Source organism: Streptomyces sp. NPDC004065, assembly GCF_044903565.1.
In the GTDB taxonomy this organism is placed as follows: domain Bacteria; phylum Actinomycetota; class Actinomycetes; order Streptomycetales; family Streptomycetaceae; genus Streptomyces.
The window spans coordinates 46,283-71,773 of sequence record NZ_JBJDQT010000038.1; the positions used below are offsets into that span (position 1 = coordinate 46,283).

The following is a 25,491-nucleotide window of genomic DNA, read 5'->3' on the forward strand; positions in this document are numbered from 1 at the left end:
CCGCCATGGACGGGTGCGGCCGTACGACATTCGTGGAGAGGGACATCATGGCCGAAGAGTGGGACGTCATCGTCGTGGGCAGCGGCAACGCCGGGTTCTCCGCGGCGCACTCGGCACGGCAGCAGGGCGCACGCGTCCTGCTGCTGGAGAAGGCGCCGAAGCAGTGGGCCGGCGGCAACTCGTACTTCACCGCGGGCGCGGTCCGCACCACCCACGGCGGCCTCGCGGATCTGCGGCCGCTCCTGGACGACCCCGCGGAGCAGCGGCTCGACCGGGTCGACCTCGCCCCGTACTCCGCCGCCGACTTCCTCGCCGACATGCAGCGGGTCACCCGCAACCGCACCGACCCGGTGCTCGCCCAGATCCTGGTCGACGAGTCCCGTGAGATCATGACCTGGCTGCACGACCTCGGCCTCCGCTTCGAGCTGATGTTCCACCGGCAGGCCTACGAGAACGACGGCCGGTTCCGCTTCTGGGGCGGCCTCGCGCTCGGCGTGGTCGGCGGCGGCAAGGGCATGATCTCCCAGCACCAGGCCGCGGCCGACGCCGCCGGCATCGAGGTCCGCTACGACGCCAACGTCACCGGCCTGGTGACCGGCGACCACGGCGAGGTGCGCGGCGTGCTCGTCGCCGACGGCTCCACCGTCCAGGAGCTGCACGCCCGCAGCACCATCCTGACCTGCGGCGGCTTCGAGGCCAACCCGCAGATGCGGGCCGCCCACCTGGGCCCCGGCTGGGACATGGCGCTGGTGCGCGGCACCCCGTACAACACCGGCGACGGCCTCACCATGGCGCTCGACGCAGGCGCCCAGCCGTACGGCAACTGGAGCGGCTGCCACTCGGTGGCCTGGGACGCCGAGGCACCGCCGACCGGCGACCTGGAGCGGACCAACCAGCTCACCCGCGGCGGCTACCCGTTCGGCATCGTGGTCAACACCGAGGGCCGGCGGTTCCTCGACGAGGGCGCGGACTTCCGCAACTACACCTACGCCAAGTACGGCGCCGAGATCCTCAAACAGCCCGGCAGCACCGCAGTCCAGGTCTTCGACGCCAAGGCGGAGCCGCTGCTGCGCCCGGAGGAGTACCGCTCCGCCGGCGTCACCAAGGTCGAGGCCGACACCATCGAGGATCTGGCCAAGGCGCTCGGGATCGACGAGGCCGAGTTCGTGCGCACGGTGGAGGAGTACAACGCGGCCGTCACCGGCAACGCCACCTTCAACCCCACCATCAAGGACGGCAGCGCCACCACCGGCATCACCCCGCCGAAGTCCAACTGGGCGCAGCGCCTGGACACGCCGCCCTACACGGCGTACCCGGTCACCTGCGGCATCACCTTCACCTTCGGCGGACTGCGGATCGACCCGCAGGCCCGGGTGCTGGACCGGGCCGGGCGCCCGATCAGCGGTCTGTACGCGGCCGGTGAGCTGGTCGGCGGCCTGTTCTACTTCAACTACCCCGGTGGTTCGGGCCTCACCTCGGGGGCCGTCTTCGGCCGCCGCGCGGGCCGCACCGCCGTGGCCGACGCGGCGTAGCCGCACCGCCGCCCGCCCACCGCCCGGCGGCCCACCCCATGACGGCGATCGGAGGACGAACACCCATGCGTGACGTGCTGCCACAGTTGCTCCACTGGCACGAGGAGAAGACCGCGTTCGCGTTGGCCACCGTGGTCGCGGCACGCGGCAGCGCGCCACGCCTGCCCGGGGCGGTCATGGCGGTGAACGGAGCGGGCGAGGCCGTGGGCAGCGTCTCCGGCGGCTGCGTCGAGGGCGCGGTCTACCAGGCCGCCACCGAGGTGCTGGAGACCGGGCGACCTCGGCTGGAGACCTACGGCATCGGCGACGAGGATGCCTTCTCGGTGGGCCTGACCTGCGGCGGCACCCTCGAGGTCCTGGTGCAGCGGGTCGGGCCGGACTCACCCCTCGGCGCGGTCCTCGGCTCGCTCGACCGGACGGAGCCCGTCGCGGTGGCAACGGTCACCGGCGGCGGCGCGCCGCTCGGGGCACAGCTGTACGTCTGGCCGGACCGCACCAGGGCCACACTCGGTGACCCGGAGCTGGACGCGGCGGTCGCCGACGACGCCCGCAGCATGCTCACGCAGGGCGTGAGCGGCGCCAAGCACTACGGGGCACAAGGGCAGCGGCGGATGGACGAGGTGCACGTCCTCGTGCAGTCCTTCGCCCCGCCCCCGCGGATGCTGGTGTTCGGCGCCATCGACTTCGCCGCCGCGCTCAGCCGGATCGGCGCTTACCTGGGCTACCACGTCACGGTGTGCGACGCCCGCCCGGTGTTCGCCACCCGCAAGCGGTTCCCGGACGCCCACGAGGTGGTGCGGGCCTGGCCGCACGACTACCTCGCCGCCACCGAGGTCGACGAGCGCACGGTGGTGTGCGTCCTCACCCACGACCCCAAGTTCGACGTACCACTGCTGCTCACCGCGCTGCGCACGCCGGCCGGATACATCGGGGTGATGGGCAGCCGGCGGACCCACGACGACCGTTTCGACCGGCTGCGCGAGGCCGGTGTCACCGAGGCCGAACTGGCCCGGCTCGCCTCACCGATCGGCCTGGACCTCGGTGCCCGCACACCCGAGGAGACGGCACTGTCCATCGCCGCCGAGATCCTCGCCACCCGTACCGGAGCCACCGGGCGGAGGCTGGCCACCCTCACCGGGCCCATCCACGCGTCAGCCGCTCCGGGTCCGTGAACGCGCCGCGCCACGGCGGCCTCGTCGGGACTGGTCCTGTGTACGGCGAACTCCAGCCGTGCATGTTGCCCGGCCACTACCGCACCCTCTGGCTCCTTCGGTACTTCCCCCACGCCGAGTGCACCCACAGCTTCGACTACGGCGACACCGGACTCCCGCGAGGAGGCCATGAAGGAACTGATCAACCACGCCGCGCAGCAGCCGCGGTGGCCGCGCCCGCACCGGCGTCAGGGGACCGTGCGCCCGCCCGCGACGGCGACACGGGCGGGCGGCGAGCCGTCAGGCGGGCTGGACGGTGACGGTGCACACGCGCTTGGTGGCCCGGGTCAGGGCCACGTACAAGTCCCTTTCACCGCCGGGGCGCGCCGCGACGATCTCGTCGGGGTCGACGACCACGACCCCGTCGAACTCCAGGCCGCGCGCCTCGGACGCCGGCACGATGCGCCCATGATGGGCGACGCCCTGGGCCGTCAGCTCGCTCACCCTGCTGTCCGCGCAGATCACGCCCAGCAACTCGCCCGGGTGCGCGGCGCTCTGGGAGCGGAGTTCCTGCACGACGGCGGCGACCAGCCCGTCCGCGGGTGTGGTCACGGTGCGAGGACTCTCACCGCTGCGCAGTGACCGCGTGGGCACCTGCTCCGGAGCGATCCGCGCGAGCAGGTCCCGGACGCTTTCCAGGATCTCCTGCGTGGTGCGGTAGCTGACGGTCAGGTTGTGCAGTCTGAACCGCGGTCCGACATGAGGGCTCAGGGCTTCCTTCCAGTCGCGTGCCGTGGTGACCGGACCGGCCTGGGCGAAGTCACCCACCAGCGTCATCGCCCGTGCCGGGCAGCGGCGGACGATCATCCGCCACTGCATGGCGGTCAGTTCCTGCGCCTCGTCGACGACGACATGCCCGTACGTCCGCTCGGGAGCGCCGTCGACCAGGCCCGCCGTCTCGTCCAGCAACGGCACGTCGGCATCCGTCCAGGGGTCGTCCGGCCCGCGCAGCAGAAGGGACCGCTCCTGCGCGGACAGGTGGGGCAGGTGCTCGGCGAGTGCGCCGGCGTCCGTCAGCAGCGCCCGCACGAGGTCACCGGGTATCAGCCACGGCCACAGCGCCTCGACCGCTCGGTCGAAATCGGCGTCGTCGAGGAGGTCGGCCCGGATGGCGTCCAGGTCCAGTTCGTGGACCGGACCCGGGTCGGCCGCACCCTCGGCACGACGCTGGGCGGCCCCCGTGAACCGGTCGAGGTTGATGCCCGTCATCCGTTCGGCATCGACGTCGATCTGCTCCAGGAGATCGCTCATGTCTCGTTGCATCGCGTCGGTGACGGCGTCGACCAGGAGCTCTTTGAACACCTCGCGCGCGGGGTTGTGCCCGGACACGGCTGCCAGGGCTGCCTTGCGCGCCGCGGCGACCTCCTCGTGGGGGAGGTGGATCCGCTCCTGTCCGACCCGCACGGTGAAGTCACCGGCGGGGGCCTGGTGGACGCGCAGCAGGCCGGCCAGCGCGTCGGCGAGGTCCGAACCGCCCTTCAGGCGCGCCGTGTCGAGCGGTTCCGTCGTGTCCGCGGACACTCCGGCCAGCTCCGGAAGGGTGGCCAGGACGACGTCGTTCTCGCCGAGTGAGGGGAGGACCTGGGAGATGTAGTCGAGGAACCGGGCGTTGGGGCCCACGACCAGGACACCCTCCTCCGCGGCGCGCGGGAACGCGTACAGGACATAGGCCGCGCGGTGCAGGGCGACCACCGTCTTGCCGGTGCCGGGCCCGCCCTGTACGACGGTCACCCCGCGGTGGGCGGAGCGGACGATCTCGTCCTGCTCGGCCTGCAGGGTGGCGACGGCCGCGTGCATCCTGCCCGTGCGCCGTGCCGACAGAGCCTCGGTCAGCGGGCCGTCTCCCACGACGTCCTCGTCGGTCGGGGCGGACCCGTCCAGGATCTCGTCGCTCACCGAGACGACCGTGCGCTCCTCCAGGCGCAGGTGGCGGCGGCGCCGCAGGTTCATCGGGTGGACCGGGGTCGCCTCGTAGAAGGGCCGCGCCGCGTCCGCGCGCCAGTCGACGAGCAGCGGCAGGTCGTCCTCCTCCGTGTGCAGCCCGATCCGCCCGATGCGCAGGGCCATGCCGTCCGTCCAGTCGATGCGCCCGAAGACCAGCCCTTTTTCGGCGCCCTCCAGCCGGCTGATTTCCTTGGTCAGACGCTCGGTGGCGATTTCTCTCTCGTAGGCCTCGTCGGGGCTGTCCGCCGACGCCTTCAGCACACCGGCCCGCTGTTCCCGTGCCTCGGAAAGCCGCTCCGTGAGCACCTTGTACAAGCAGGACACATAATCCTGCTCCGCCGCAACCGCACGCTCGGCGGGATCATTGATTGCCGACAACAGGGCCCCTTCGATTTCGAGCCGTACTTGACTTCTGGGGTGAAATTTGCCGCTGCCGCCCGCCGCACGATCCGAAGCACCGCACCGTCCATCAGGCGGTGGAGCGCGGCTCGGGGCTGAGGCCCTCTTCGTGGTCCGGTTCCGGGGCCGGACCCGTCTTCCCGCCGGTCTCCTCCGCCGTCTCCTCCCCGGCCTTCTTTCCGGCCGCGGACAGGGCGATCACCAGCACGGCCGTGGCGAAGAGGGCGATGACCATGATCCAGACCGCGCCGACGTGCATGGCGTGGATGAACGCGTGATCGGCAGCCGTGCGCCCAGGGGCACCCCCACGACAGCGCCCAGCGCGGTCGGAACATTGGCCAGGCCGGCCTTCATCGGCGAGTGGCCCAATGCGTGGGTTCCTTGGTCCTCGCTTCGACGAGTACGAAAGCGGCCAGCAGGACGAGCCCGGCCGCGATCGGTGCCCAGGCGTCCGGACGGCTCCAGGCGCCCACCTGCCCCGCGCGGATCAGGCCGTAGGCCAGCGCGGCGAGTCCGCTGATGGACAGCAGCATCCCGCCGGGGTTCAGCGGCCGGACCGCAGCGCTGCGGAAGTTGGGGACCAGCAGGACGATACCGGCCAGCGCCAGCGCGACGATGGGGACGTTGACGAGGAAGACCGAGCCCCACCAGAAGTGGTCGAGCAGGACACCCGCCAGTACCGGGCCCGCCGCCATGCCGACACCGGCGGACGTCGAGGAAATGGCGATGGCGGTCGCCCGCCCGGGGCCGGTGAAGGTCCACAGCAGGATGCCCGAAGTTCGCGGGCATGATCAGCGCGGCGCCGACGCCCATCGCGGCCCGGGCGGCGATCAGCTGGCCCGCGTCGCCGGCGTACGCCGCCCAGATCGAGGCGCCGGCGAAGACAACCAAGCCGACCTCGAGTACGTTCCGGTGGCCGAAGCTGTCGCCCAGCGCGCCGGCGGTGAGCATCAAGGTGGCGAAGACCAGGGTGTAGGCGCCCGTGGCCCATTGCAGCTCGGCCGGGCTGGCACCCAGCCCTTCGACCGGGTCGGCGAGGGTCTTGAGGGTAATGCTGAGGACGGTGTTGCCGAGCCACATCAGCAGCGAACACACCATGAGAACGGCGAGGATCGACCGCTGCCGGGACTTGGGCAGCGTGGGAGGCGCGGTCATGAATACCTTTGGATATCGATCGGTAGAAACGAGAAGCGACGAGGACTATAAGCAGGCCCCACAATGATGTCAAGCTTATGAATTCCGTCAAGGCTCTTGCGATCGAACGGGGTGGTATGCCTCCGCTGGATTTGCGCTCCGAATTATTTTGTGCCTCTGTCGGACTCGCCTTTTGGAGAATTCCGCCGCCGGATGGAGTTGCAATTGAGCGGAAATTCTGCCCTGGGTCGCGGGACACCGCTGCAGGCGGCATGATCGACGGTCGGCGTCCCGCCGGGGGAGTGGTGCCCCCGGGGGGTGCCTCTATGTCTTTCGTCAAGCGAGGCGCGGGCTCCTTGGTTCGTAGAAGGTTCCGTCGCGGAGCAGGGCCAAGAGGACGCTGATGCGGTGGCGGGCGAGGCGGAGGAGGGCTTGGGTGTGGGTTTTGCCGCGGGCTCGGCAGCGGTCGTAGTAGGTGCGGGAGGCGTGGTCGTGGAGTGCTGCGAACGCGGAGAGGAACATTGCGCGTTTGAGCTGCCGGTTCCCGCCTCTGGGGGCGTGTTCGCCGTGGACCGAGGTGCCGGACTGCTTCGTGGCCGGGGCGAGGCCGGCGTAGGAGGCCAGGTGAGCGGCGCTGGGAAAGCTGGTGCCGTCGCCGACGGTGGCCAGGAGGACTACGGCGGTCCTGACACCGATGCCGGGTATCGACGTCGATGAATTTCTGGTTGTGGGCGGAGCCATCACAGAGACAGCCATCGGTCACACCTCCCGTTTCTCACTCGGCAGAGAGCAGCGGCCAACGGCCACCGCGTGAAGCGGGCTTCACCCAAAGGCGCCCGCATTCGGGCGGCTCCGATTTTTCGGCACGAAACCCGGCGACGCCATGGCCCGACGCTGCCCGGTCTGCGAGACCGTCTTCGCCGTCGCCGGCAGCACCAGTCGGCAGGTGTTCTGCTCACCCACCTGCCTCGAGGTCAACCGGCGGAAAATCCCTGCCCAGATGACCTGCCCGGTCTGGCCAACGGGTTCACTGTCTACGGCCGCGTGAAGCGTCGCGTCTACTGCTCTCCCGAGTGTCGGCACAAGGCGTTCAACAGCAGCGAATACCACGAGCAGCGAACCTGCCCTGCCTGCGAGAACGTCTTTGACGCGCCCCCACGGCGGTGGGGCGGGTCTTGTGGCTCGCCCGCATGCCGCAAGGATGCCGAACGGCGGCGTGAGCATGAACGTGACGAGGCCCGGGCCCGCCGCCTGGTGAGGCGCCGCTTTCACCGCCGCAGATACGGCCGGAGTTCCCACCGCCACCCAAAACCGTCACTCGCCCCGGGCGCCAACTCGTCGCCGAACGAGACCCGTTGGAGCTTATGGCAACCCGCAACTGCCTCCACTGCCAACAGCCCGTCACCCTCGTCGCTCTGCTGGACGCCCCAGAAGTCGCACGTCCTCCCATGCCCATCGGTCCCGACGTCATCCCGATGCGGAGATTGCCCGGACACACACATGCTGCAAGGCAAGTACGCCTTGACAATTTTGAATTGTCAAGGCGTACTTGCCTCATGGCTCTTCCGGACCTGGACGATCTCATCGCGGAAGTCGACCGCAGATGCGACACCGCGCACCGCCCCGGCGGACAAGAACAGCCGGACTGGCTCGCCCTCCTCACCGTTGCCGCCCAACTCGCAGGCCAGTTGCAGGCGCTGGCAGACGACCTGGTCGAGGACTACGTCGAGCACTGCCGGATGCACGGCTCTTCATGGACCGACATCGGCGCCGCCCTGGGCGTGACCCGACAGGCGGTCCAGCAGCGTTTCCGCGCACCGCACAAGCGATACAGCCCCGAGACGATGACCGACGACCTCCGCCAGGCCATGGCCCACGTCAAACAGGCAGCAGTGCAGCACCGCAACAACTACATCGGCACTGAACACCTGCTCTGGGGACTGACCGCACAGGACAACAGCGCCACCCAGCTCCTGCAGTCCGGCGGCGTCTCACCGGAGACGGTCCACCGGTCCGTCGGCACCCGGCTGAGCATGGGCGCCTCCCAAGCAGCCGAACGCATCGCATGGACGCCCTACTCCCGCAAAGCCATCGCCATCGCGGAGGCACGGTCGGAGCAGAACGGCTCCGAGCGCATCGACTGCGAGGACCTGCTGATCGGCCTTGCCCAGGTCGGCCGCGGAGTGGCCGCCAATGTCCTGACCGAGGCCGGCTTCGACCCAGCCGCCCTCAACGCCACGACGGCGGACACCCACTCATCCCAGAACCGCTGACCCCCCACCCACCGCACCACTTCCCAAGGGGCCGCCGACCTCACGGTCGGCGGTCCTCATGGCTCGTCCCGGGAAGTCCCATCACCGGTGCCTGCTGCCCCTGCTGTGCGGCTTGGTCGACCGGGACCGTGGCCGGCTGGGGTCACATGTCCGTCCGGTGGTGGAGGCCTGGCTGCCTGCCTTCGGGCGGAGTTTGAGGGAGCCCGTGAACCGGCATCACGCCGGCCTGTTCGGTCTTCCTTCCGGATGAGCCGTGACCACGGCGGGGCCCCGGCCCCGGGGACCGCGCCCGGGGCGGGGTGGGGGTTTTTCCGGTGTGCGGGTGGGCCGACCGCATGCTGAGCTGTGTTGTGCTGGTTTCGGTGCGGGTGGTGTGTCAGTGGTCGGAGTAGCTGAAGTCGCCGATGGTCCAGGCGCTGATGTCTTCGATCGCTACGCGGTACATTCCGCCTGTCTCGGGGATGCCGACGGCGCCCTGCAGGATCCGGGCCAGGTGGAAGTGCAGATGGGTGGGCGGTCCGTCCGTTTTCGCGGGGGAGTGGAAGGCGGTGGAGAATGCGCGGAGGTCGGCGGAGTCCGTGAGGACTTCCGACACCCTCTGGCGCCACATGGCTTCTGGAGCGAGCCGGCCGGTGATGACGGCACCACCGATGACCACGGTCATGGACATCTGATTGCTTTGCCCTGACTCCACGAGGGCGGCGATGGCAACGATCAGCTCGTCAGGCTTTGGCATGGGAGCGGATTCTACGCATCGTCGCGCGCGGGTGGCCGGGGCGGGGCTTTGGGGCTGTGGAGAGGTGAGACGGCTTGGCTTGATTCCTGGCGGGTCGTCGTAGTCTGCGGCCTGTTCGAGTGGGGTCTGGCTGAGCGTGATCGGGCGTCGTCGTTCCGTATGGCTGCGATCATCACCTTGGTGGTTGGGCAGGGGGAGCGCCTTTTGGCGGCTGCGGGCCTCTTCGTGCACGGGATCGGCGACGGCTTGGGCCTTGTGCGGCACGGTGACGGGCGTGGACATCGTGCAGTCCACCGCGCACGGTGTGGCCCTGGCCCGGACCGCGACCGGCCGGGCGGGCATCGGCAGGGTGGGCTTCGTCGGCATCTACTGGCCTTCCTTGTGGTTCCCGCCCACGCAGGCGACGCCTCCACCAGCGGCCGGCGCGACGCAGGCCGGGAGCGGCGCCGTGGTGGATCTCAGCGCCGGGACGGCAGCGCTTTCCGGGAGGGAGATCGCCGCTTTTCTCCAGCCGGGGTTCGCGGACCCGTCGCAGCAGCGGACGGTGATGGAGATGGGGCGGCTCATTGACCAGGGCGAGATCGCGGTCGCCTCGAACGAGTCCGGGGCGGAGAAGGAGGAGCGGCTGCGGCAGATCCACCAGCTGCTGAAGTCTCTGGTGCCGTCGGCGCCCGATGGCGAGTTCGAGGACTCGGGTGAAATTGCACTGCTGCGGACGGCAGACCCCAAGACGGGATACGAAGCGGCTGCCGAGGTTTTCGGCAGCGCTCCGCCCGGTTCCGCGACGCAAGGCATTGGCGACTGGTTCGAACGCGCCATCAACGGTGCCAAGGACGCTGTGCGAGTACTCTCGTACACGATCATGAAGGCTCGCGCTGGTGACATCGGCCGCAGCGGGCTGGGGCCGCTGCTTGAAGCACTGCAGGGACGGTCGTCCTCCGTGCGGGTGCATCTGATCGGCCACAGCTTCGGTGCCCGCCTGGTTGCCTTCGCCTTGTCCGGCATCAGCGCGCCGGCGCAGAGCCCGGTAGCGTCACTGCTGCTCCTGCAGGGTGCGTTCTCTCACTGGTCGTTCTCTCATGCGAAGGACAACCCTTTCGGTAGCCCGGGTGCTCTGAACGCCTTTGCCGATCGGGTACATGGCCCTCTGGTGGCCACGTTCAGCGTCTTCGACTGGGCAGTCGGCGTGTGGTACCCGAAGGCTTCCTTCCTGGCCCGGCAGGACGTGGAGGCCAAGGCCGCGGGGCGCTGGGGTGGCATGGGCGCCGACGGGTACCAGGCAGTGAATCCGTCGGAGGACCGGGTGATGTCGGCCGAGCACGACACTGACTACGGGTTTGCGCCCGGCACCTTCTACCGGGTCAACGCCGCCGGCGTCATCAACAACGTGGAGGGAGAGCCCTTCTCCGGCGCGCACTCCGACATCCGCAAGCGCCCGGTGGCCGGGCTCGCCGTGGATGCCGCAGCAGCGCACGACTTCAGCAGCCGATCCCACTGATCGCCCCGCAGTCTGGTGGGTCGCAGGAACGTCAGCGGCGCCTTCAGGGCCCCATGTTTTTCCCAGGGCGAAACCGGCTGCGCCTCCGGGCGGGTCAGGCCAACCTTATGAAAGTAGGCCAGCAAACGATTTTGCGATGCAGGCAGGCCGCGTACACACCTTACGGTCGAGAACGAGAACGTCACGAATGGCCCAGCAGCTCGGGATCATTGGAGGAAGCCTTGCGTTCAAAGCGCTCAGTCATCGCCGCCCTGGCGGTGGCCTTCGCCGCTCTCTCGGGGCCGTCTGCGGCCGCCACCGCCCCTGGCGCAGGATCCGGCGCCGGGCATCAACTGGATGCGGAGGTCGGCCCGCTGGGTGTCTGCTTATTCCACGGCCACATCTGCGGCAACGTCTACAACCGCGACGACCGGTACAACCTCCTGATCACCGATAACTGGGGGAAGTATCGCGACAGGTCGACCTGGCATGTGCTCAAACCAGGCCAGAACGGTCACGACGTCGGCGTCAAGGATGTCGACGGATACTGGGTGGGCCCCGGATGCAAGGTCAAGCGTTCGCTTGGGCTGAGGACGGTCGGCCCGGGCTGGCACAAGGTACGGGACGGCCAGAAAATCCAAATCGTCGACATTCGCTGCTGACGTGCCCGTCCGGTAACAGGACACGCAGTTGGATGAGGCTTTGCACCATGTCCTCCACCGGTCATGCTGTGGGGCAGGTCTTGTGGTACGCCATTGCGGGGATGAGCTGATGCCATTCCTGCTGTGTGAGATTACGGCCCGCTGTCTGGCACAACTCCTGAGTGGTGTGCTGGGTGTCGGTGTTCCACAGGATGGCGAGCTGGTCGTCCCCGCCGCTGGCCAGCGATCGGCCGTCCGGGCTGAAGGCGAGCGACCTGACCTGTTTGGTGTGCCCGGTCAGCGTGGCCAGTGGCTGGCGTCGGGAGACGTCCCACAGCATCACCGAGGCGTTCGAGTTGGCCGTGGCGAGGATGCGGCCGTTCGGGCTGAATGCCACAGCGAACGCAGGCCCGGTGCTGTTGGCGAGGGTGGCGACGTGGGTGTGTGTGGACACCGACCACAACATCACTTTCTGGTCGATACCCGCGGTTGCCAACGTGCGGCTGTCCGGGCTGAAGGCCACGGACCTGAGGTCCCCCGTATGCCCCTTCAGCGTGGCCAGCCTGACCCGTCTTGTGACGTCCCAGAGCGTGGCTTGGTGATCGTGGTTGGCGGTCGCGAGAAATCGGCCGTCTGGACTGAAGGCCACGCCGTTCACAGCGGTTTCGGCCTCTCCGGACGCCACGGTGAGTGAGGCCAGGCGGGTGTGGCGGACGGCGTCCCACAGGATCACCTTCTTGTCCGCACCGCCCGTCGCAACCATGCGCCCGTCGGGGCTGTACGCCACGTCCGTGACGCGCCCTGTGTTCCCGGTGGTGAGTCCGACGGGCTGGGCGTGGCCCGAGGTATGCCAGAAAGCGAGGGTGTCGGAACCGATCGCCGTGGCGAGGGTACGCCCGTCAGGGGCAAACGCCACGGCGTTCACGGGGCCGGTTCTGCTCCTGAGTGTGGCACTGCGCGTACGGCGCCTGGTGTCCCAGAGCACCACGGTCCCGTCGCTGCTGGCGGTGGCGAGCGTCCGCCCGTCGGGGCTGAACTGGACATCGTCGACACGGTCGCGGTGGCCGGACAGCGGGATTCGCGCGGTGTCCCAGAGTGCAACCTTGCCGTCCTCGCCGGCCGAAACGAGAAAAGAGCCGCGCGGGCTGAAGGCGAGCGTATAGATGTTGGCGTTTTGCCCGGCCAGCGTGGTCAGGCGGGTGCCGCTCCGGACATCCCACAGCATGACCGATCTGTCGTTTCCCCCCGTGGCGAGGGTGCTCCCGTCGCTGCTGAAGGCGACGGCTCGGACTTCCCCACTGTGACCGGACAGCGTAGCCACGCCGGTGTGGCGCCGGACGTCCCACAACTTCGCTGTCCAGTCCTCGCTGGCCGTGGCCAGGGTACGGCCGTCCGGACTGAAGCGGACGTCATCGACGGACCGGGTGTGACCGGTAAGCGTGGCGATCCGCCTTCCCGTCGCTGCCTCCCAGAGTTTCGCCGTGTGATCCGCGCCGGCAGTGGCCAGCGTGCGCCCGTCGGGGCTGAACGCCACCGCCCAGACGATGCCGTGGTGGCCGGATATGGTGCGCCGCAGGGTCCGGCGGCCAGTGTCCCAGAGTTTCACCGTGTGATCCGCGCTGGCCGTGGCCACCGTCCGGCCGTCCGGACTGAAGGCGATGCCCTTGATCTGCCCCGCGTGGCCGGGCAGGACCGCCGACGGCTTGCGCGCCGCGACATTCCAGAGCACCAGCTTTCCGTCGTTGCCTCCCGTTGCCAGCGTGCGCCCGTCAGGACTGAAGGCCACCGCCCGCAGCCAGGTGCGGTGTCCGGTCAGAGTGGCCAGCTTCCGCCGTGCGCTCACATCCCACAGGACCACCGTACGGTCGCGGCTAACGGTGGCGAGCGTTCCATCAGGACTGAAGGCGGCCTCGGAGACGGCGTCATCATGACCGGACAGCTCGGTTTGGTAATACTGATGGATCGAGACGGTCAACATGGCGCTGCGCGCCTCGAACGTCGGCGCAGCGCGGAAGGCCTCCATGCTCAGCAGCATGGCGGTGACCGGACGGGTATCAACAAGGCCGAGCGCCTCTGCCGCCAACTGCCTGGAGATAGCGGCCTGCTGGGCCCGCAGGGCGTCTCTGCGCTGTTGCAGGGCGACCACACTGACGCCCGTCACCACGAGCAGCAGCAACGCAAGACCAGCGGCGAGAAGTCGCAGACGGCGATTGCGCCGCACGGCTGCGGCCCGCTCGCTGTCCTCCTGGCTGACGCTCGCGTCGAGGAAGGCGCGCTCCACCGCATTGAGTTCGTCGCGACTGCCATCACGGGAAGCCCAGTCGCGGACGAGCGCCAGTCGGCTCCCCCGGTACAGCGCTCCGGAGTCGCGCTTCAGCTCGTCCCAGGTCCGGGCGGCCTCCGCCAGCCGCCGGTGGGTGCGCAGCCGCTCGCGGCTCTCCTCGACCCAGGTATGCAGGCGCGGCCAAGCGGTGATCAACGCCTCATGCGCGAGATCGACGGTGTCCTCCTCCAAGGTGATCAGCCGGGCGCCGGCCAGCCGCTCCAGGACGATGGCGAGGTCCTCGGAAGCAACGATGGTGTCCAGTTCGGACCGGTGAATGGGACGGCGGGTGTCATGATCCCCCTCGCCCGGGTTGATCAGTCTGAGCAGGATACGGCGGGCGAACGCGGCGCGTTCGGGGGTGAAGTCGCAGTAGGTGCGCTCCGCGGTGCGGGCAATAGCGCCGTGCACTCCGCCCGCCGCTTCGTAGGCGGCCTCGGTCAGCGCCCGGCTTTTGCGGCGGCGCCAGGTTTCCAGCAGCGCGTGGGACAGCAGGGGCAGGGCGCCGGGTTCGCCTTCGACCTCGTCGAGGATGCGGGCGGTCAGGGCACGTTCCACGATCATCCCCGCGGACTGGGCGGGTTTGGTGATGGCCTCGCGCAACTCGTCGCGGCTCATGGGACCGACCAGCACGGTCCCATCGTGTAACGCGGCGGTCAGGGCGGGGTGTTCGACGCAACGGCCGAGGAAGTCGGCCCTCATGGCGATGACGACGCGCAGATGGCTCGCGGCATCGGTTGCCGCCAGTAATCGGTCGATGAACTGGTCGCGTTCGGCCGCGCTGGTGCAGAGGGTGTAGAGCTCTTCGAACTGGTCGACGACCAGCCACGTGTCACCGTCGGCGTCCTTGGGTAGCAGCCGTGGCTCGTGGACGCGCAGGGGATGCTCCCCGGGAGTGAGGACGCGTACGGCGGCCGGCCGCGGACCGGTCGCCTGCGGGCCGCGCAGGCGCGGGATGAGGCCGGCGCGCAGCAGGGAGGATTTGCCACTGCCCGACGGACCGAACACAGCGGTGAACCGGCGGGAACGGGTCAGTTCGAGCAGGCGGTCGGTCAGCTTGTCGCGGCCGAAGAACAGGTCGGCGTCGCCGACCTCGAAGCGGGCCAGCCCCCGGTAGGGAGGCTCCGCACCTTCGTCTGGGAGGCGAGGCTGAGCAGCCTCCTCTGCGGCTGCCTCACGCCACCGTTCCTCCCACTCTTCCGGGTCGCCGCCACAAGCCTGGACGTAGGCGAGGACGATCGGCAGGGTCGGCAGCCGTTCTCCCCCAGCTGCCTGCGACAGCGTGCTTGCCCCCTGACTGGTGCGCTGCGCCATCGAGCGGTACGTCGGACTGCCGGCCTGCGCGCGGAGCTTGCGCAACTCGAACGCGAAGCGCGCAACTGGCCCGGCACTAGGGTCAAGTGGGCTTTCCCGACGCCCCGCCATCGACAGCACCCCCAACTGTCCCCCGGTTCCCCGTGGACACGGCACGACGAGCCGCCACGCTAGGCAGGCGCGTGGCGGAAGGCAAACCACAGGCACCTTCTTTGGCCAGCGGTGTGTGACCTGCAGTGCGGCCATTGATCCGAGTGGCGAAACCGGCTGCCCATTCAATCCACGGGCCGCTGAACTCGATGACGTGAACGCAGCAGGGCCACTGAAGAGTCTTTCGCCCGAGGCACTCCCGGTGGCTCGCTCAGCACGATGAGGAAGGGGGAACGAAATGCCTGCATCGGATGGCCGCAGCCGGCAGCAAAGGAGGAGTCGGAACATGAGCACCGGCAAGCGGATCAGTGCGCTCGCAGCCACCACAGCGCTCGTAGGATTGACCGCCCTCGGCATCACGGCACCCGCCGCCACCGCTGCCGTACCGAAAACCGCAATTACTGCAGCAGGCGGCACCGCGCCAGCCTGCATCCACCGCCACGTACACAAGACGTTCGCCTACGTCAGGCTCAGCAACTACTGCGGCAAGACCATGTACGTCGCGGTCGTCACAGGAGGCCTCTTGGGAGGCACCGGCGGCTGCCACAAAATGGCCAACCACAGTGTCGTCCACGAGTCCTGGTCTCCAAGCACCCAGCACTACTGTAAGACGGTTGTCTGCTGACTGGTGCCCCCGCAAGGTAGCCAGCCGGAGCAAGCGCCTCGACGGTCATCCGGGCGGTGGCGCCGTTGCGTTCCGGCTACCGGTACCAGGCTCGGAGCCGGCCGCCGCCCTGCGGCTTCGATGGAGCGGGTGGGACCACCCGCCCGCTGGAGCCGCTCCCGCAACCCGTCCGGCACATGCGCTCCGTTCATCAGGCTGGCAAAGCCGACTGCCCATTCAATCCCCAGTCGGCTGAACTCGATCACGCCGCCACGGTGGCACCGCTGCCGGAGCAACTACTGCCCCACGAGGGTGGGCGGCGCCGCCCCGCTCGGGCCGAGCTCCGAACGGGCGGACCATTTCCGCCATTCCGCATCAGGACGCCAAATATCAACGAAAGGATGACAGATGACCTCACGGCAGAACCACGACGCAGCGACCACGGTCCGCACGGTTCGAAGGAAGAGGGTCGTTCGCGCCGTATCGATCGCCGCGATCGGGCTGGCGGTCACGGCGGGCGCGACCACCACGACGTCCGCCGCGAGCAAGTACAGCAGCTGCAGCAGCCGGGGCGGAATCCTGTCCATCGGCACGGAGTACAACTTCGCCAGCCAGAACACCGTCTGGGTCACCAACGCCAGCTTCACCATCGAACGCAACGGCGGCCACCACAACAACGTCTACCTGCGGCTCCGTAAAGGTGACGGCACGGATGTGTGGGCGTGGACGAGCGGGGACAACGTGTGGGGAGGCCAGACGAAGACCAGGACCGTGAGCAAGCGTGTCCCGCGCAGTTCCAGGCCGTACCTGAAGGGCCATGCGACCTTCGACGTGACAGGACCGGACCCTTCGTGCGCCGCCTACATCAAGTACTAGCGGCCATGCCGCCCGCCCGCGGCCGGCGTGTGCCGGCCGCGGGCGGGCGGAAGTCTGGGAGCGCAAGGGCCAGGACGGTGCTCGGCGGCATAGTGCTGCTGTGCCTCATCGCCGTGGCCGTCTCATGGCGCGGGACGGTCACCCACAGCTCGCCCCCGAAGGAAGGCGGGCCGGAGACTGCCTTCGCCGCACCCGTGATCCTGGACGCTGACCGCTATGGGGCCCTCGTACTGGATCCGCGCTCAGCAACAGTGGTGGGAGTCGACGAACACGGTACGGTGCGCTGGAGGGACCGGAACATGGCTGGCTCGGCCGAGGTCTCGTGCCTGAGGCGCTGTCCGGACGCGGTCGGCTCGGGATCCGCCGACGCTACTGGGCGTTCATCGACCATCTGGCGGATCGGCTCGGCGCGACGCGTGGAGGCCGCCGCAGCCGGGCTGGTGCTCTGGGCCGACACGCCGTCGGACGCCATCGTTGCCCGCACGGTCCCAGGCGGTACCCAGGTCTTGGAGATTCGTCGCTCCGACAGGTCTCAGCGGTACCCGCTCGCCGGGAGTAATCCTCAGCTGTTCACCGCCCGAGACCGGTCACTTGCTGTCCTTCTCACGTCCGAGGGACAGGAAGCGGAATACCGGCTCCTCACCCGCGGACCTGCCGGGTGGACCGTCTCGAAACCGAGCCACACCGCCGCCACGAGCGCCTGTCTGGCTGGGCAGCGAACCCCCATGGTCCTGTATGACGCGAACCACGCCTCACTGGCGCAGCCCGGGCGCGGCGCCCTACGAGCCCTGCCAGTGACCCACATCGGCCGGTGCTCGGTCACCACAGACACCGTCCTGGTACAGCGCTTCACTGACGACACCGTCCACGGTCCACAGACCGCGACGCGGTTGCTCGACACCTCCGGCCACGTCAAGTGGCAACGCGCTGACCCCGGACTGCACCCAGCCAACGCGGATCCGGATACCGGGTCAATCGCGCTACCCACCGACGCCAGCGTGCTCATCCTGAGCCAAGCAGGAGAAATCGTGCACCGCATGCCGAGAGCAGTGGACGCACAGTTCACGTCCGCTGGATGCCTCGTACTCCTGGATTCCCGCCTCCGGGTTACCCGACAGTGCCTGCACACGGGTACACCCCACGGCCCTGGCAGTAGGCGCGACAACCGGCCGTAACCCCCGCTTGCGGCGGAACGGCGCTTGCGTCACCGGGGGAGGCCAGCCTCGGAATCCTTCGGCAGAGGCCGGTGAGCGGCCATGTCAGTGCGCAGGATGTTCGCCAGAGCAGCAGCGTCGATGGCGTCCGACTTCTTCCTCGCGACTGAGTGCCGGTCTCGACAGCGGGCCACAGCCAGCGGATTGATTCGCGAACACTGGGCGTCCCGTCGCCCGCAAACATGCGACCAGTAGTCCCCGGGACGTCTCGGATCGCGACCGGGATCGGGTGATCCTTGCTGTCTCCGTGCTCGGTCAGCAGAGCCGTGAATCCAGCAACATCATCGTTGATTCGCAGCTTGGCGAGCCGTGTGCCGCCGGCGTTGACGAGCGCGACATCGTGGTGGTCTTCTGCCCAGTCCACCCCGCAGAACACCGGTACTGGTAACCCTGCGATTTCCATCATGTTCTCCCTGGTGATCCGCTGTTTGTGCAGGCCAGAGCCTGTGCAGGGTGCGCGTGCTCCCTAATGGAAGTGCTCGGGGCACAACATCACCAGCCGTTCGCAACCCCAGCGAACTGCACGGTCGTTCGTCTTCGCGAGAGCTCTCAGAGGGCGGTATGTGAGTTAATGGATGATCTGTCATAACCTGAACGCATGAGACTGCGGGTTGGTCGGCGGGCTTGGGTGTGCTGGGCTGAACAGCGTGAGCGAGCGCAGTCGCTACAAGACCGACCTGTCCGGCAAGCAGTGGGCGCTGATGGAGCCGGTGATCGCCGCGTGGAAGGCCGCGCGTCCCTCGGTCAGCGGCCATCAGGGCCGGTACGGGATGCGAGAGCGGGACTGCTGCATGATCAGGTGACAGCGGGGTTATGCAGCCAGAGCTGCGGGTGGGGTCATGATGGTCTCGTACTCGACGGGGGTCGGGGCCTCCCCCAAGGCCGGGAAGTTAGCCTTTTCGTGCTGGTGGCAAGGGGGTTGAGGTCCAGGCTGTGGCTGCGTAGAGGCCCGGTCCGAGCTTGTGGATGAGCCCGGTGTTGGCCCATCGGGACAGCTGCCGATACATGGTGTGCAGGGTGATGTCGCCGAAATGGGCGGCGATCTCCGCGGGTCTCCACAGTCGAGTCGGGTCGCCCTGCAGCAGGGCGAGGACGCGATGACGTCGGCGCTGGGCCGGGACGATGTAGCGGTCATCTCGGGAGGCCGTGGGCAAAGACGGCTGTTCGGGGCCGGGTGTGAGGACGGTGACGGCGAGGCCGGTGATGGTGCGGCTGCGATCTGGGCGGCCGTCGTCGCGTCGCTCGCTGTAGCGGGACATCGGCGACTTGACCTTGCGGGTGCTGGTCCGGTGGCGGCGGGGCGCAAGGAGGCGGGCCAGCACCCGGCGGCCGATCAGTCCGAGGCATCCGTGCTCATCGGGAACGATCCCGGCGGCCTGGACGACCTGGTCGCGGGCGGTCTGGAGTGCCACGGTGAAACAGCAGCGATCGGGGTCGGTGCCGGGGACGGACTCGGCGGCCTCGACCATCACGGCCCGTAGGGCCTGGTAGAGCGTGAGCAGGGCCCACATCTCCTGCTCGAGGCCAGCGGGGTCGCCCGAGCGGAGGTTCCGGCCGGCCATGATCGTGTGGCGGAGCGCGTAGTACGCGCTCTCGTGTTCCCAGCGCTCGTGGTAGAGGTTGATCAGCACTGTCGCGGGGTGTCGGCGGGCGTTGGTCAAGGTGGTGACCAGCCGGTAGGAGCCAGCGAAGACGGTGCCGTCAGCGCAGGTCACCGTGACCTCGGCATCAATGACCCGGACGTTGACGGTGCCGATCACCGACAGATAGGAGCCGTCGTCGAGACGGGCCAGGACCGGGGTGCGCCGGTTGCTGCGGAGTCGGCCCAAGACCTTCGCGCCGGTCGCGGTCGCCTGGGCGAGGAAGGCGTTGGCGTCGAAGCCCTTGTCCCACAGCACCAGCATGTCAGGCCGCAGCAGGTGCAGCAGTCTGCAGGCGTAGGCGGTCTCGCCCTCGTCGGTGGGACCGAACACCGCCCCGATCAGGGACCTCGTCCCGGTCTCGACCAGCGTCATCAGCTCCAGCGTGGGATAACCGTGATGGGCCGTCCGCCCCAGCCAGGCCCGATTGCGGGGCGAATCAGGCACCCGCAGCGAGCTGCAGCCGTCGAAGGACACCGTCCGGTAGACGCCGAAACGCACCCCCGGCGTGGTCGGGCGGGCCAGCGGCCCGGCAAGCACCTCGAACAGCGACCGCACCGGCGCGGCCCCCAGCCGCCGGCGAAGGTCCCGCAGGGCCTTCGAACTCGGCGAGGCCACCGGTATCCCGGCCAGGCCGCTGGTGAGCTTGTCCCAGACCAACCGGTAGCCGACCTCGGGGAACAGGCACATTGCAAGCAGGAAGTACATCCCGACCCGGGACGGCAGATCACGCAGGCGCCGCTGCACCGTCCGCGTCTCCGTCAGCACCGAGTCCACGAGCTCGAACGGCACCAAGGCGGTCAGTTCTCCCAAGTGACCCGGGGCGAACCGGCCCGCGGCCACGGTCACCGTACGAATGATGGCCGTCACCGCGGACGGCAGGGCAGAATGAACCCGCAACGGAGCTCCTCACGTACAAGCTGTCTTGGTCGACTGCCTGTACCAACGAGCTCCGTTGTGCTTTCGCCTCGAACCCTCAACGTGCTTGCAGGACCTGCGGAAACGCTAACTACCCGGCCTTGGGGCCTCCCCCTGAGTGGTGGACACGCTGATACTGGATCTGCTTGATCCGGAGGAAGTGAGAAGACCGCCGATGGCGATGAAGGACTACTCGGACGAGTTCAAGGCCGATGCCGTGGCCCTGTACGAGTCCACACCCGGGGCGACCTACAAGAGCATCGCCGCTGACCTGGGAGTTAACCGGGCGACCCTGCGTGAGTGGGTGCTGCGGGACCGCGAACGCCGTGGCGTCAGCGCCGCGGCTGCGAAGCCGGCCGCCCCACGTCGCGAGGCGGTACCGTCCGCTGATCCGGACGAGCGGGTCCGTCAGCTGGAGGCCCGGGTGGCAGAACTCGAGGCGAGTGAGCGCAAGCTCGCCACCGAGCGGGACATCCTCCGCAAGGCGGCCAAGTATTTCGCCGGAGAGACGAACTGGTGAGGAGCCGCTTCCAGTTCGTTGACGACCACCGGGACACCTACGAGGTGAAGCGGCTCTGCCACGTCCTGGAGGTGAACCGGTCCAGCTACTACAAGTGGCTCGCCGGCGCCGAGGCCAGGGCCGCCCGGCAGCACAAGGACCGGGTCCTGGCCGAGGAGATCCGCGAGGTCCACAGCGAGTCCGGCGGCGCCTACGGCTCCCCGCGAGTGACCGCCGAGCTCCGCGAGAAAGGGCGGCGGGTCAACGAAAAGCGGGTCGCCCGGATCATGCGGAGGTTCTCCATCACCGGAATCCGCCTGCGCAGACGCGTCCGCACCACCGTCGCGGACCCAGCAGCCTCACCGGTTCCGGACCTGTTCCAGCGGGACTTCACCGCCGCCGTGCCGGGGCGCAAGTACATGGGCGACATCACGTATCTCCCGCTGGCCGGCGGGGAGTTCCTCTATCTCGCTACGGTGCTGGACTGCTTCAGCCGCAAGGTCGTCGGCTGGTCCATCGCCGACCACATGCGCACCGACCTGGTCGCCGACGCACTGCGGATGGCGGCCTCGACCCGTGGCGGCCTGGACGGCGCCGTGTTCCGCTCCGACCACGGGGCCCAATACGGATCCCGGGCCTTCGCCGGCCTCTGCGACCAGCTCGGAGTCACCCGGTCGATGGGCGCGGTCGGCACCAGCGCCGACAACGCGGCCTGCGAAAGCTTCCACGCGTCCCTGAAGCGCGAGACCCTCCAGGGCGCCCACGACTACGGTGACGCCGGCACCTGCAGAAGAAGGGTATTTGCCTGGCTGACCCGCTACAACACCCGCCGTCGGCACTCCGCCAACGGCCACCTCAGCCCCAACGAATACGAACGCCGACACCACACCGCTAAACTCACGCTCGCCGCGTGATCAATAACCGCGTGCCCACCTTCATGGGGGAAGGCCCGAGGGCCTCCGGCCGGAGGCCCTCCTTGCAGGATGCCGCAGGCGGATAGGTGAACCCCGGTGGCAGACGGAGCCGCCAGCCCACCGGCTGGAACGTGATCAGGAGTGGCAGCCACCATGCGGGCATAGCAGGCCACCGCGCCGGCCCCTGGTGGAATCGGCCAGAAACCTAGCGTGCCTTGAGCGACTGGGCCCTGTGCGGCATGATCAAGTCCATGCCAAAGGGGGGATCAAAGATTGTTGGCGGCAAGCTCACAGGCTACCTTCGGGGCCTAGTACATGCTGTCGTCGTGTCGGCGGCTTGCTGTATCACGGCGGTCGGGTGCGGAGGGAGTTCGACCGGCTCAACCGACCATGGTGCGGCCAGCCCATCCAGCAAACGAGTACCGGTGGTGGACGCCGTGCAACTTCAGTCCACTCTGCCTACCGCTCTAAACATGCGCTCGAGCGTGTCGCAGGAGCGCACGGTCAAGGCCTGGGACCTGGCTGAGGAGCCCTCCCAGTGCCAGGACGAACAGTGGCCAGACGCCTGGTGCGGCAAGGCCGCCGCGGTTGGCCTTGCCGCCTTTACCAACATCAACGATCAAGAAGTCGGGATCCACTTGATCTCTTTCCCTGACGAACGGTCGGCGGCCGAGGCTTTCGAACATAGGGATAAGTCGGATGATATGGGGCGGTTTCCTGGACCGGCCGGGGAGCCCGTGTACACGCTCGACCTCGTTGCGTCGAGGGACATTCCCCTCTGGTCCAGTAGAGGCACGACCTTCCAGCAGGGCACGGTCATCGGACGCATCGAGTACTCATGGAGACCGGGAGCGAAGGTGCCGGCCGACAGTTTGCTGGCGGTGACACGCATGGTGGTCCAGCGGATCGACCAGAAGGAAAAGGGCTTGAACCCCACGGCCTCAATGCACTGAGGACACTTCGTCGACCGTACCAGCGCCGGCTGTGCACAGCCGCAGATGGCAATTCACCCGAAACCTTCAGTAGCAAGCCATGACCTGGCTATGTACGCGAGGAATGGTTCTGGCACGACTTTCGTGAAGCGGTCATGCTCAGTGTTCAGGGGATGCTTCAAACGTTTCGAGGATTTGCCGTACTTCCTGGCGCCACTGCTCGGCGTCGGCGCTGTCCACCCAGCTGGTTGCCATCTCTGATCCGCCCTGGAGAACCCGGTCCAGTGCGAGTCTCGCCGACGCGCGAAGGGAGGCGGGCAGTTCGGGCAGGGTTTGGCTGGGGCCGTCGTCGGGATCAATCACGATGGGGCTGTCCGGGAGGGTGCTGGCCACGAGGGCGCCGGCGGCCACAGCTTCGGCCCCGTCTCCGCCATCGACCCGTTCTCGCGAGTCCATGACACGCTGGATTGCCCGCCCCAGCACGTCGATGACCTGCCGGTGGGTGAGTCCCTCGAGTTCATCGACGAAGTCTGCGGCGAGATCGCTGTCGAAGGGGCCGGTTCCCCACGTTCCCATGCATGGCTCCTGGGTCATGTCCCCTGTGGTGGTGTAACCGCGTCGGGGTGATCTTCGGTCGTGGGGTAGATCGAGTCCATGCCTCCCTTGGGGAGGTAGCTGCGGGGGAAGGCGATCCATTCGTCGTGCATCTCGATGAGGACGGCGGTGGTGAGCCGTTCGAGGGCGGCGGGGTTGGGGAAGATCTGGACGACGTCGACGCGGCGCTTGATCTCGCGGTTGACCCGCTCCAGGGGATTGGTGGACTGGATTTTCTTCCAATGTCGCTCGGGGAAGTCGGCGAAGGCGGTCAGGTCGGTCTTGGCTTCCAGGAGCATGGCTTTGACCTTGGGGAACTGCCGCCCGAGCATGTCGGCGACGGTGTCGAGCTGGGAACGGACCAGCTCGGCGGTGGGCTGGGCAAAGATCGTGCGGATCGTCGCGGCCACCATCTCGCCGGAGTCTTTGCTGATCACGGCGAAGACGTTGCGCAGGAAGTGAACGCGGCATCGCTGGTAGGCGGCGCCGAGCATGACCTTGCGGACCGCCTTGACCAGCCCGGAGTGGTGGTCGGCGATGACCAGGCGGACACCGGTCAGGCCGCGTTCGCGCAGGGAGCGCAGGAACTCGGTCCAGAAGACCTCGGTCTCGCTGTCGCCGACCATGAGTCCGAGGACTTCGCGGCCGCCGTCCTCGGTGATGCCGGTGGCGATGACCACGGCCTGGGAAACGATCTGGTGTGAGACCCGGGCCTTGCAGTAGGTGGCGTCGAGGTAGATGTAGGGGAAGCGGATGTGGTCCAGGGGCCGGGTGCGGAACACGTTCAGTTCCGTGTCTAAGGGCTGTCCCGTAACTGCTGGTCGCGGGTGAGATGATCTTGTCGTGGCTGGTGTGATCACGGCGTCTGAGTCATCCTGGATAGCCCCGTTCACTGGGCTGAGTTCGCGTCAGTTCGGCAGGTTGGTCACCGCACTGCGGCGCGAAGGCGCGGACCCGGTCCGCAAGGGCGGCCGTGGGGCCTGCCACTGGAGGACCGGGTCCTGCTGGTCGCCGCGTACTGGCGAACGAACCTGACACTGCGCCAACTCGCCCCGTTGTTCGGGGTGTCGAAGTCGGCGGCAGACCGTGTCATCGACCATCTCGGGCCGGCGCTGGCGCTGCAGCCGCGCAAGCGGTTCCGCCACGACGCCGTCCTGATCGTGGACGGCACCCTCGTCCCCACCCGTGACCACCAGGTCGCCGAGCAGTCGAAGAACTACCGGTATTCGACCAACCACCAAGTCGTCATCGACGCCGACACCCGCCTCGTGGTCGTCGTCGGTCGGCCCTTGCCGGGCAATCGCAACGACTGCAAGGCATGGGTACTATCCGGCGCGAAGGACGCCGTCGGCAAAACCACGGTGATCGCAGATGGCGGTTATCGGGGCACCGGACTGATCATCCCGCACCGCCGGGAGCCCGGCCAGGCCGAACTCCCGGCCTGGAAAGAGGAACACAACACCTCTCACCGCAAGGTCCGCGCGCGGGTCGAACACACCTTCGCCCGCATGAAAACCTGGAAGATCCTCCGCGACTGCCGCCTCAAAGGCGACGGCGTCCACCACGCCATGCTCGGGATCGCTCGCCTGCACAACCTCACTCTCTCTGGGTGACCGGCAGGCACAAGCAGGACAGCCAGCACGACGACGACCCAGAAAGCAGGCTGGTTAGAGATCCTCTCTCAACCGCGCCCAGGTATGAGTGTCCAGGCTGTCATGAGGGCCAATGCGGGAGAGTTCGGCGCCGTCGCCTCCCAGGGCCACGATGACGGGACGGACTCCACGGCTGATGTAGGGGCACCTCCAAACTGTGATGAGCTCGCAGTGCTGAGGGTTCTCGATCCGGCGAGCACCGATGAGAACGTGACTCACATCCCGCCCGAGGCGCACTTTGGCGCAACCGATCCACGGGGCGGCGGCGAGGGAACGTGGACGGTCAATGCTGCGAGTAAGGCTGAGGACGCCCCCGCCGCTGCGAACATCGAGTACATCGACGTCGACGGGATCGTCTCCTGGGCCGCTGCTGCCCCCCACGTACCGCCATTGCTCGCCGAACCACTCCAGGAGCGCAATGAACCGTTCCGGGTTCGGTAGAGATCTCAGATGTTGGGTGTGACCTGGGGCTTCGTGGTTGCGAGATAGTGGTTGTTCTCATATTCGACCGGCG

Annotated in this window: 18 protein-coding genes and 5 pseudogenes; 12 read left to right on the forward strand and 11 right to left on the reverse strand. The window is 68.2% G+C overall.

Annotated features, from left to right (window positions below; translation table 11 throughout):
• The first annotated feature begins 47 nt into the window (after window positions 1-47).
• Together tcuA and ACI2LW_RS30460 are read left to right on the forward strand one after the other, a co-directional pair.
• Entirely contained in the window at window positions 48-1,532 is a 1,485-nt protein-coding gene (gene tcuA, locus ACI2LW_RS30455; RefSeq protein ID WP_404734474.1) for an FAD-dependent tricarballylate dehydrogenase TcuA, read from the forward strand.
• A gap of 65 nt (window positions 1,533-1,597) precedes the next feature.
• Entirely contained in the window at window positions 1,598-2,704 is a 1,107-nt protein-coding gene (locus tag ACI2LW_RS30460; protein WP_404734475.1) for an XdhC family protein, read from the forward strand.
• A 279-nt stretch (window positions 2,705-2,983) separates the two neighbouring features.
• Here the strand turns inward: ACI2LW_RS30460 and ACI2LW_RS30465 are convergent, their stop codons facing one another.
• The 5 genes and pseudogenes from ACI2LW_RS30465 to ACI2LW_RS30485 form a co-directional block, all read right to left on the reverse strand.
• On the reverse strand, window positions 2,984-5,011 hold the full coding sequence (locus tag ACI2LW_RS30465) for a HelD family protein (RefSeq protein ID WP_404734476.1): 2,028 nt from the start codon (window positions 5,009-5,011) through the stop codon (window positions 2,984-2,986).
• Between the two features lie 145 nt (window positions 5,012-5,156).
• Entirely contained in the window at window positions 5,157-5,345 is a 189-nt protein-coding gene (locus ACI2LW_RS30470) for a hypothetical protein (protein WP_404734477.1), read from the reverse strand.
• A gap of 91 nt (window positions 5,346-5,436) precedes the next feature.
• Window positions 5,437-5,781, reverse strand: coding sequence for a hypothetical protein (locus ACI2LW_RS30475; RefSeq protein WP_404734478.1), 345 nt, complete (start codon window positions 5,779-5,781; stop codon window positions 5,437-5,439).
• A gap of 145 nt (window positions 5,782-5,926) precedes the next feature.
• Window positions 5,927-6,241, reverse strand: a pseudogene (locus tag ACI2LW_RS30480) (MFS transporter); the annotation flags it as partial.
• Between the two features lie 315 nt (window positions 6,242-6,556).
• Window positions 6,557-6,931 (reverse strand): annotated as a pseudogene (locus ACI2LW_RS30485) (transposase); the annotation flags it as partial.
• 845 nt (window positions 6,932-7,776) lie between these two features.
• On the opposite strand from ACI2LW_RS30485, the gene ACI2LW_RS30490 reads away from it, so the two are divergent.
• Window positions 7,777-8,493, forward strand: a complete 717-nt coding sequence (locus tag ACI2LW_RS30490) for a Clp protease N-terminal domain-containing protein (RefSeq protein ID WP_404734479.1) — start codon at window positions 7,777-7,779, stop codon at window positions 8,491-8,493.
• 376 nt (window positions 8,494-8,869) lie between these two features.
• Here ACI2LW_RS30490 and ACI2LW_RS30495 read toward each other — a convergent pair whose 3' ends face one another.
• Window positions 8,870-9,229 (reverse strand): hypothetical protein, encoded by a 360-nt coding sequence (locus ACI2LW_RS30495; RefSeq protein ID WP_404734480.1) that lies wholly within the window; start codon window positions 9,227-9,229, stop codon window positions 8,870-8,872.
• Between the two features lie 274 nt (window positions 9,230-9,503).
• Here ACI2LW_RS30495 and ACI2LW_RS30500 point away from each other — a divergent pair, with 274 nt between their 5' ends.
• Both ACI2LW_RS30500 and ACI2LW_RS30505 read left to right on the forward strand, forming a co-directional pair.
• Window positions 9,504-10,727 (forward strand): hypothetical protein, encoded by a 1,224-nt coding sequence (locus tag ACI2LW_RS30500; RefSeq protein ID WP_404734481.1) that lies wholly within the window; start codon window positions 9,504-9,506, stop codon window positions 10,725-10,727.
• Between the two features lie 209 nt (window positions 10,728-10,936).
• Window positions 10,937-11,368 carry a hypothetical protein gene (locus ACI2LW_RS30505; RefSeq protein WP_404734482.1) on the forward strand — a complete coding sequence of 144 codons (432 nt, stop codon included), beginning with the start codon at window positions 10,937-10,939 and terminating at the stop codon, window positions 11,366-11,368.
• A gap of 61 nt (window positions 11,369-11,429) precedes the next feature.
• Here ACI2LW_RS30505 and ACI2LW_RS30510 read toward each other — a convergent pair whose 3' ends face one another.
• Window positions 11,430-14,984 carry a hypothetical protein gene (locus ACI2LW_RS30510; RefSeq protein WP_404734483.1) on the reverse strand — a complete coding sequence of 1,185 codons (3,555 nt, stop codon included), beginning with the start codon at window positions 14,982-14,984 and terminating at the stop codon, window positions 11,430-11,432.
• 436 nt (window positions 14,985-15,420) lie between these two features.
• Between ACI2LW_RS30510 and ACI2LW_RS30515 the strand changes: the two genes are divergently transcribed.
• Window positions 15,421-15,759 (forward strand): hypothetical protein, encoded by a 339-nt coding sequence (locus tag ACI2LW_RS30515; RefSeq protein ID WP_404734484.1) that lies wholly within the window; start codon window positions 15,421-15,423, stop codon window positions 15,757-15,759.
• Between the two features lie 387 nt (window positions 15,760-16,146).
• Window positions 16,147-16,614 carry a hypothetical protein gene (locus tag ACI2LW_RS30520; RefSeq protein ID WP_404734485.1) on the forward strand — a complete coding sequence of 156 codons (468 nt, stop codon included), beginning with the start codon at window positions 16,147-16,149 and terminating at the stop codon, window positions 16,612-16,614.
• A gap of 1,222 nt (window positions 16,615-17,836) precedes the next feature.
• Here the strand turns inward: ACI2LW_RS30520 and ACI2LW_RS30525 are convergent.
• Window positions 17,837-18,231 (reverse strand): annotated as a pseudogene (locus ACI2LW_RS30525) (transposase); the annotation flags it as partial.
• Window positions 18,232-18,475: 244 nt separating this feature from the next.
• On the opposite strand from ACI2LW_RS30525, the gene ACI2LW_RS30530 reads away from it, so the two are divergent.
• A complete protein-coding gene (locus tag ACI2LW_RS30530) occupies window positions 18,476-18,631 on the forward strand; it encodes a hypothetical protein (RefSeq protein ID WP_404734486.1) in 156 nt (51 codons plus the stop codon).
• 87 nt (window positions 18,632-18,718) lie between these two features.
• On the opposite strand, the gene ACI2LW_RS30535 is transcribed toward ACI2LW_RS30530, so the two are convergent.
• Window positions 18,719-20,368: an IS4 family transposase gene (locus ACI2LW_RS30535; RefSeq protein ID WP_404734487.1), complete on the reverse strand. Its 1,650-nt coding sequence runs from the start codon at window positions 20,366-20,368 to the stop codon at window positions 18,719-18,721.
• Window positions 20,369-20,561: 193 nt separating this feature from the next.
• On the opposite strand from ACI2LW_RS30535, the gene ACI2LW_RS30540 reads away from it, so the two are divergent.
• A protein-coding gene (locus tag ACI2LW_RS30540; RefSeq protein WP_404734488.1) for an IS3 family transposase occupies window positions 20,562-21,799 on the forward strand; the annotation gives its coding sequence in 2 pieces (ribosomal slippage) (window positions 20,562-20,885 and window positions 20,888-21,799; 1,236 coding nt in all).
• A 473-nt stretch (window positions 21,800-22,272) separates the two neighbouring features.
• Window positions 22,273-22,752 carry a hypothetical protein gene (locus ACI2LW_RS30545; protein ID WP_404734489.1) on the forward strand — a complete coding sequence of 160 codons (480 nt, stop codon included), beginning with the start codon at window positions 22,273-22,275 and terminating at the stop codon, window positions 22,750-22,752.
• Between the two features lie 138 nt (window positions 22,753-22,890).
• Here the strand turns inward: ACI2LW_RS30545 and ACI2LW_RS30550 are convergent, their stop codons facing one another.
• Both ACI2LW_RS30550 and ACI2LW_RS30555 read right to left on the reverse strand, forming a co-directional pair.
• The gene (locus ACI2LW_RS30550; protein WP_404734490.1) at window positions 22,891-23,307 is read right to left on the reverse strand and encodes a DUF4259 domain-containing protein; all 417 of its coding nucleotides are present in this window, start codon (window positions 23,305-23,307) and stop codon (window positions 22,891-22,893) included.
• Between the two features lie 14 nt (window positions 23,308-23,321).
• A pseudogene (locus ACI2LW_RS30555) lies at window positions 23,322-24,125 on the reverse strand (IS256 family transposase); the annotation flags it as partial.
• A gap of 43 nt (window positions 24,126-24,168) precedes the next feature.
• Between ACI2LW_RS30555 and ACI2LW_RS30560 the strand changes: the two are divergent.
• Window positions 24,169-24,938, forward strand: a pseudogene (locus tag ACI2LW_RS30560) (transposase).
• A gap of 210 nt (window positions 24,939-25,148) precedes the next feature.
• Window positions 25,149-25,418: a hypothetical protein gene (locus tag ACI2LW_RS30565; RefSeq protein WP_404734491.1), complete on the forward strand. Its 270-nt coding sequence runs from the start codon at window positions 25,149-25,151 to the stop codon at window positions 25,416-25,418.
• The last annotated feature ends 73 nt before the right edge of the window (window positions 25,419-25,491 follow it).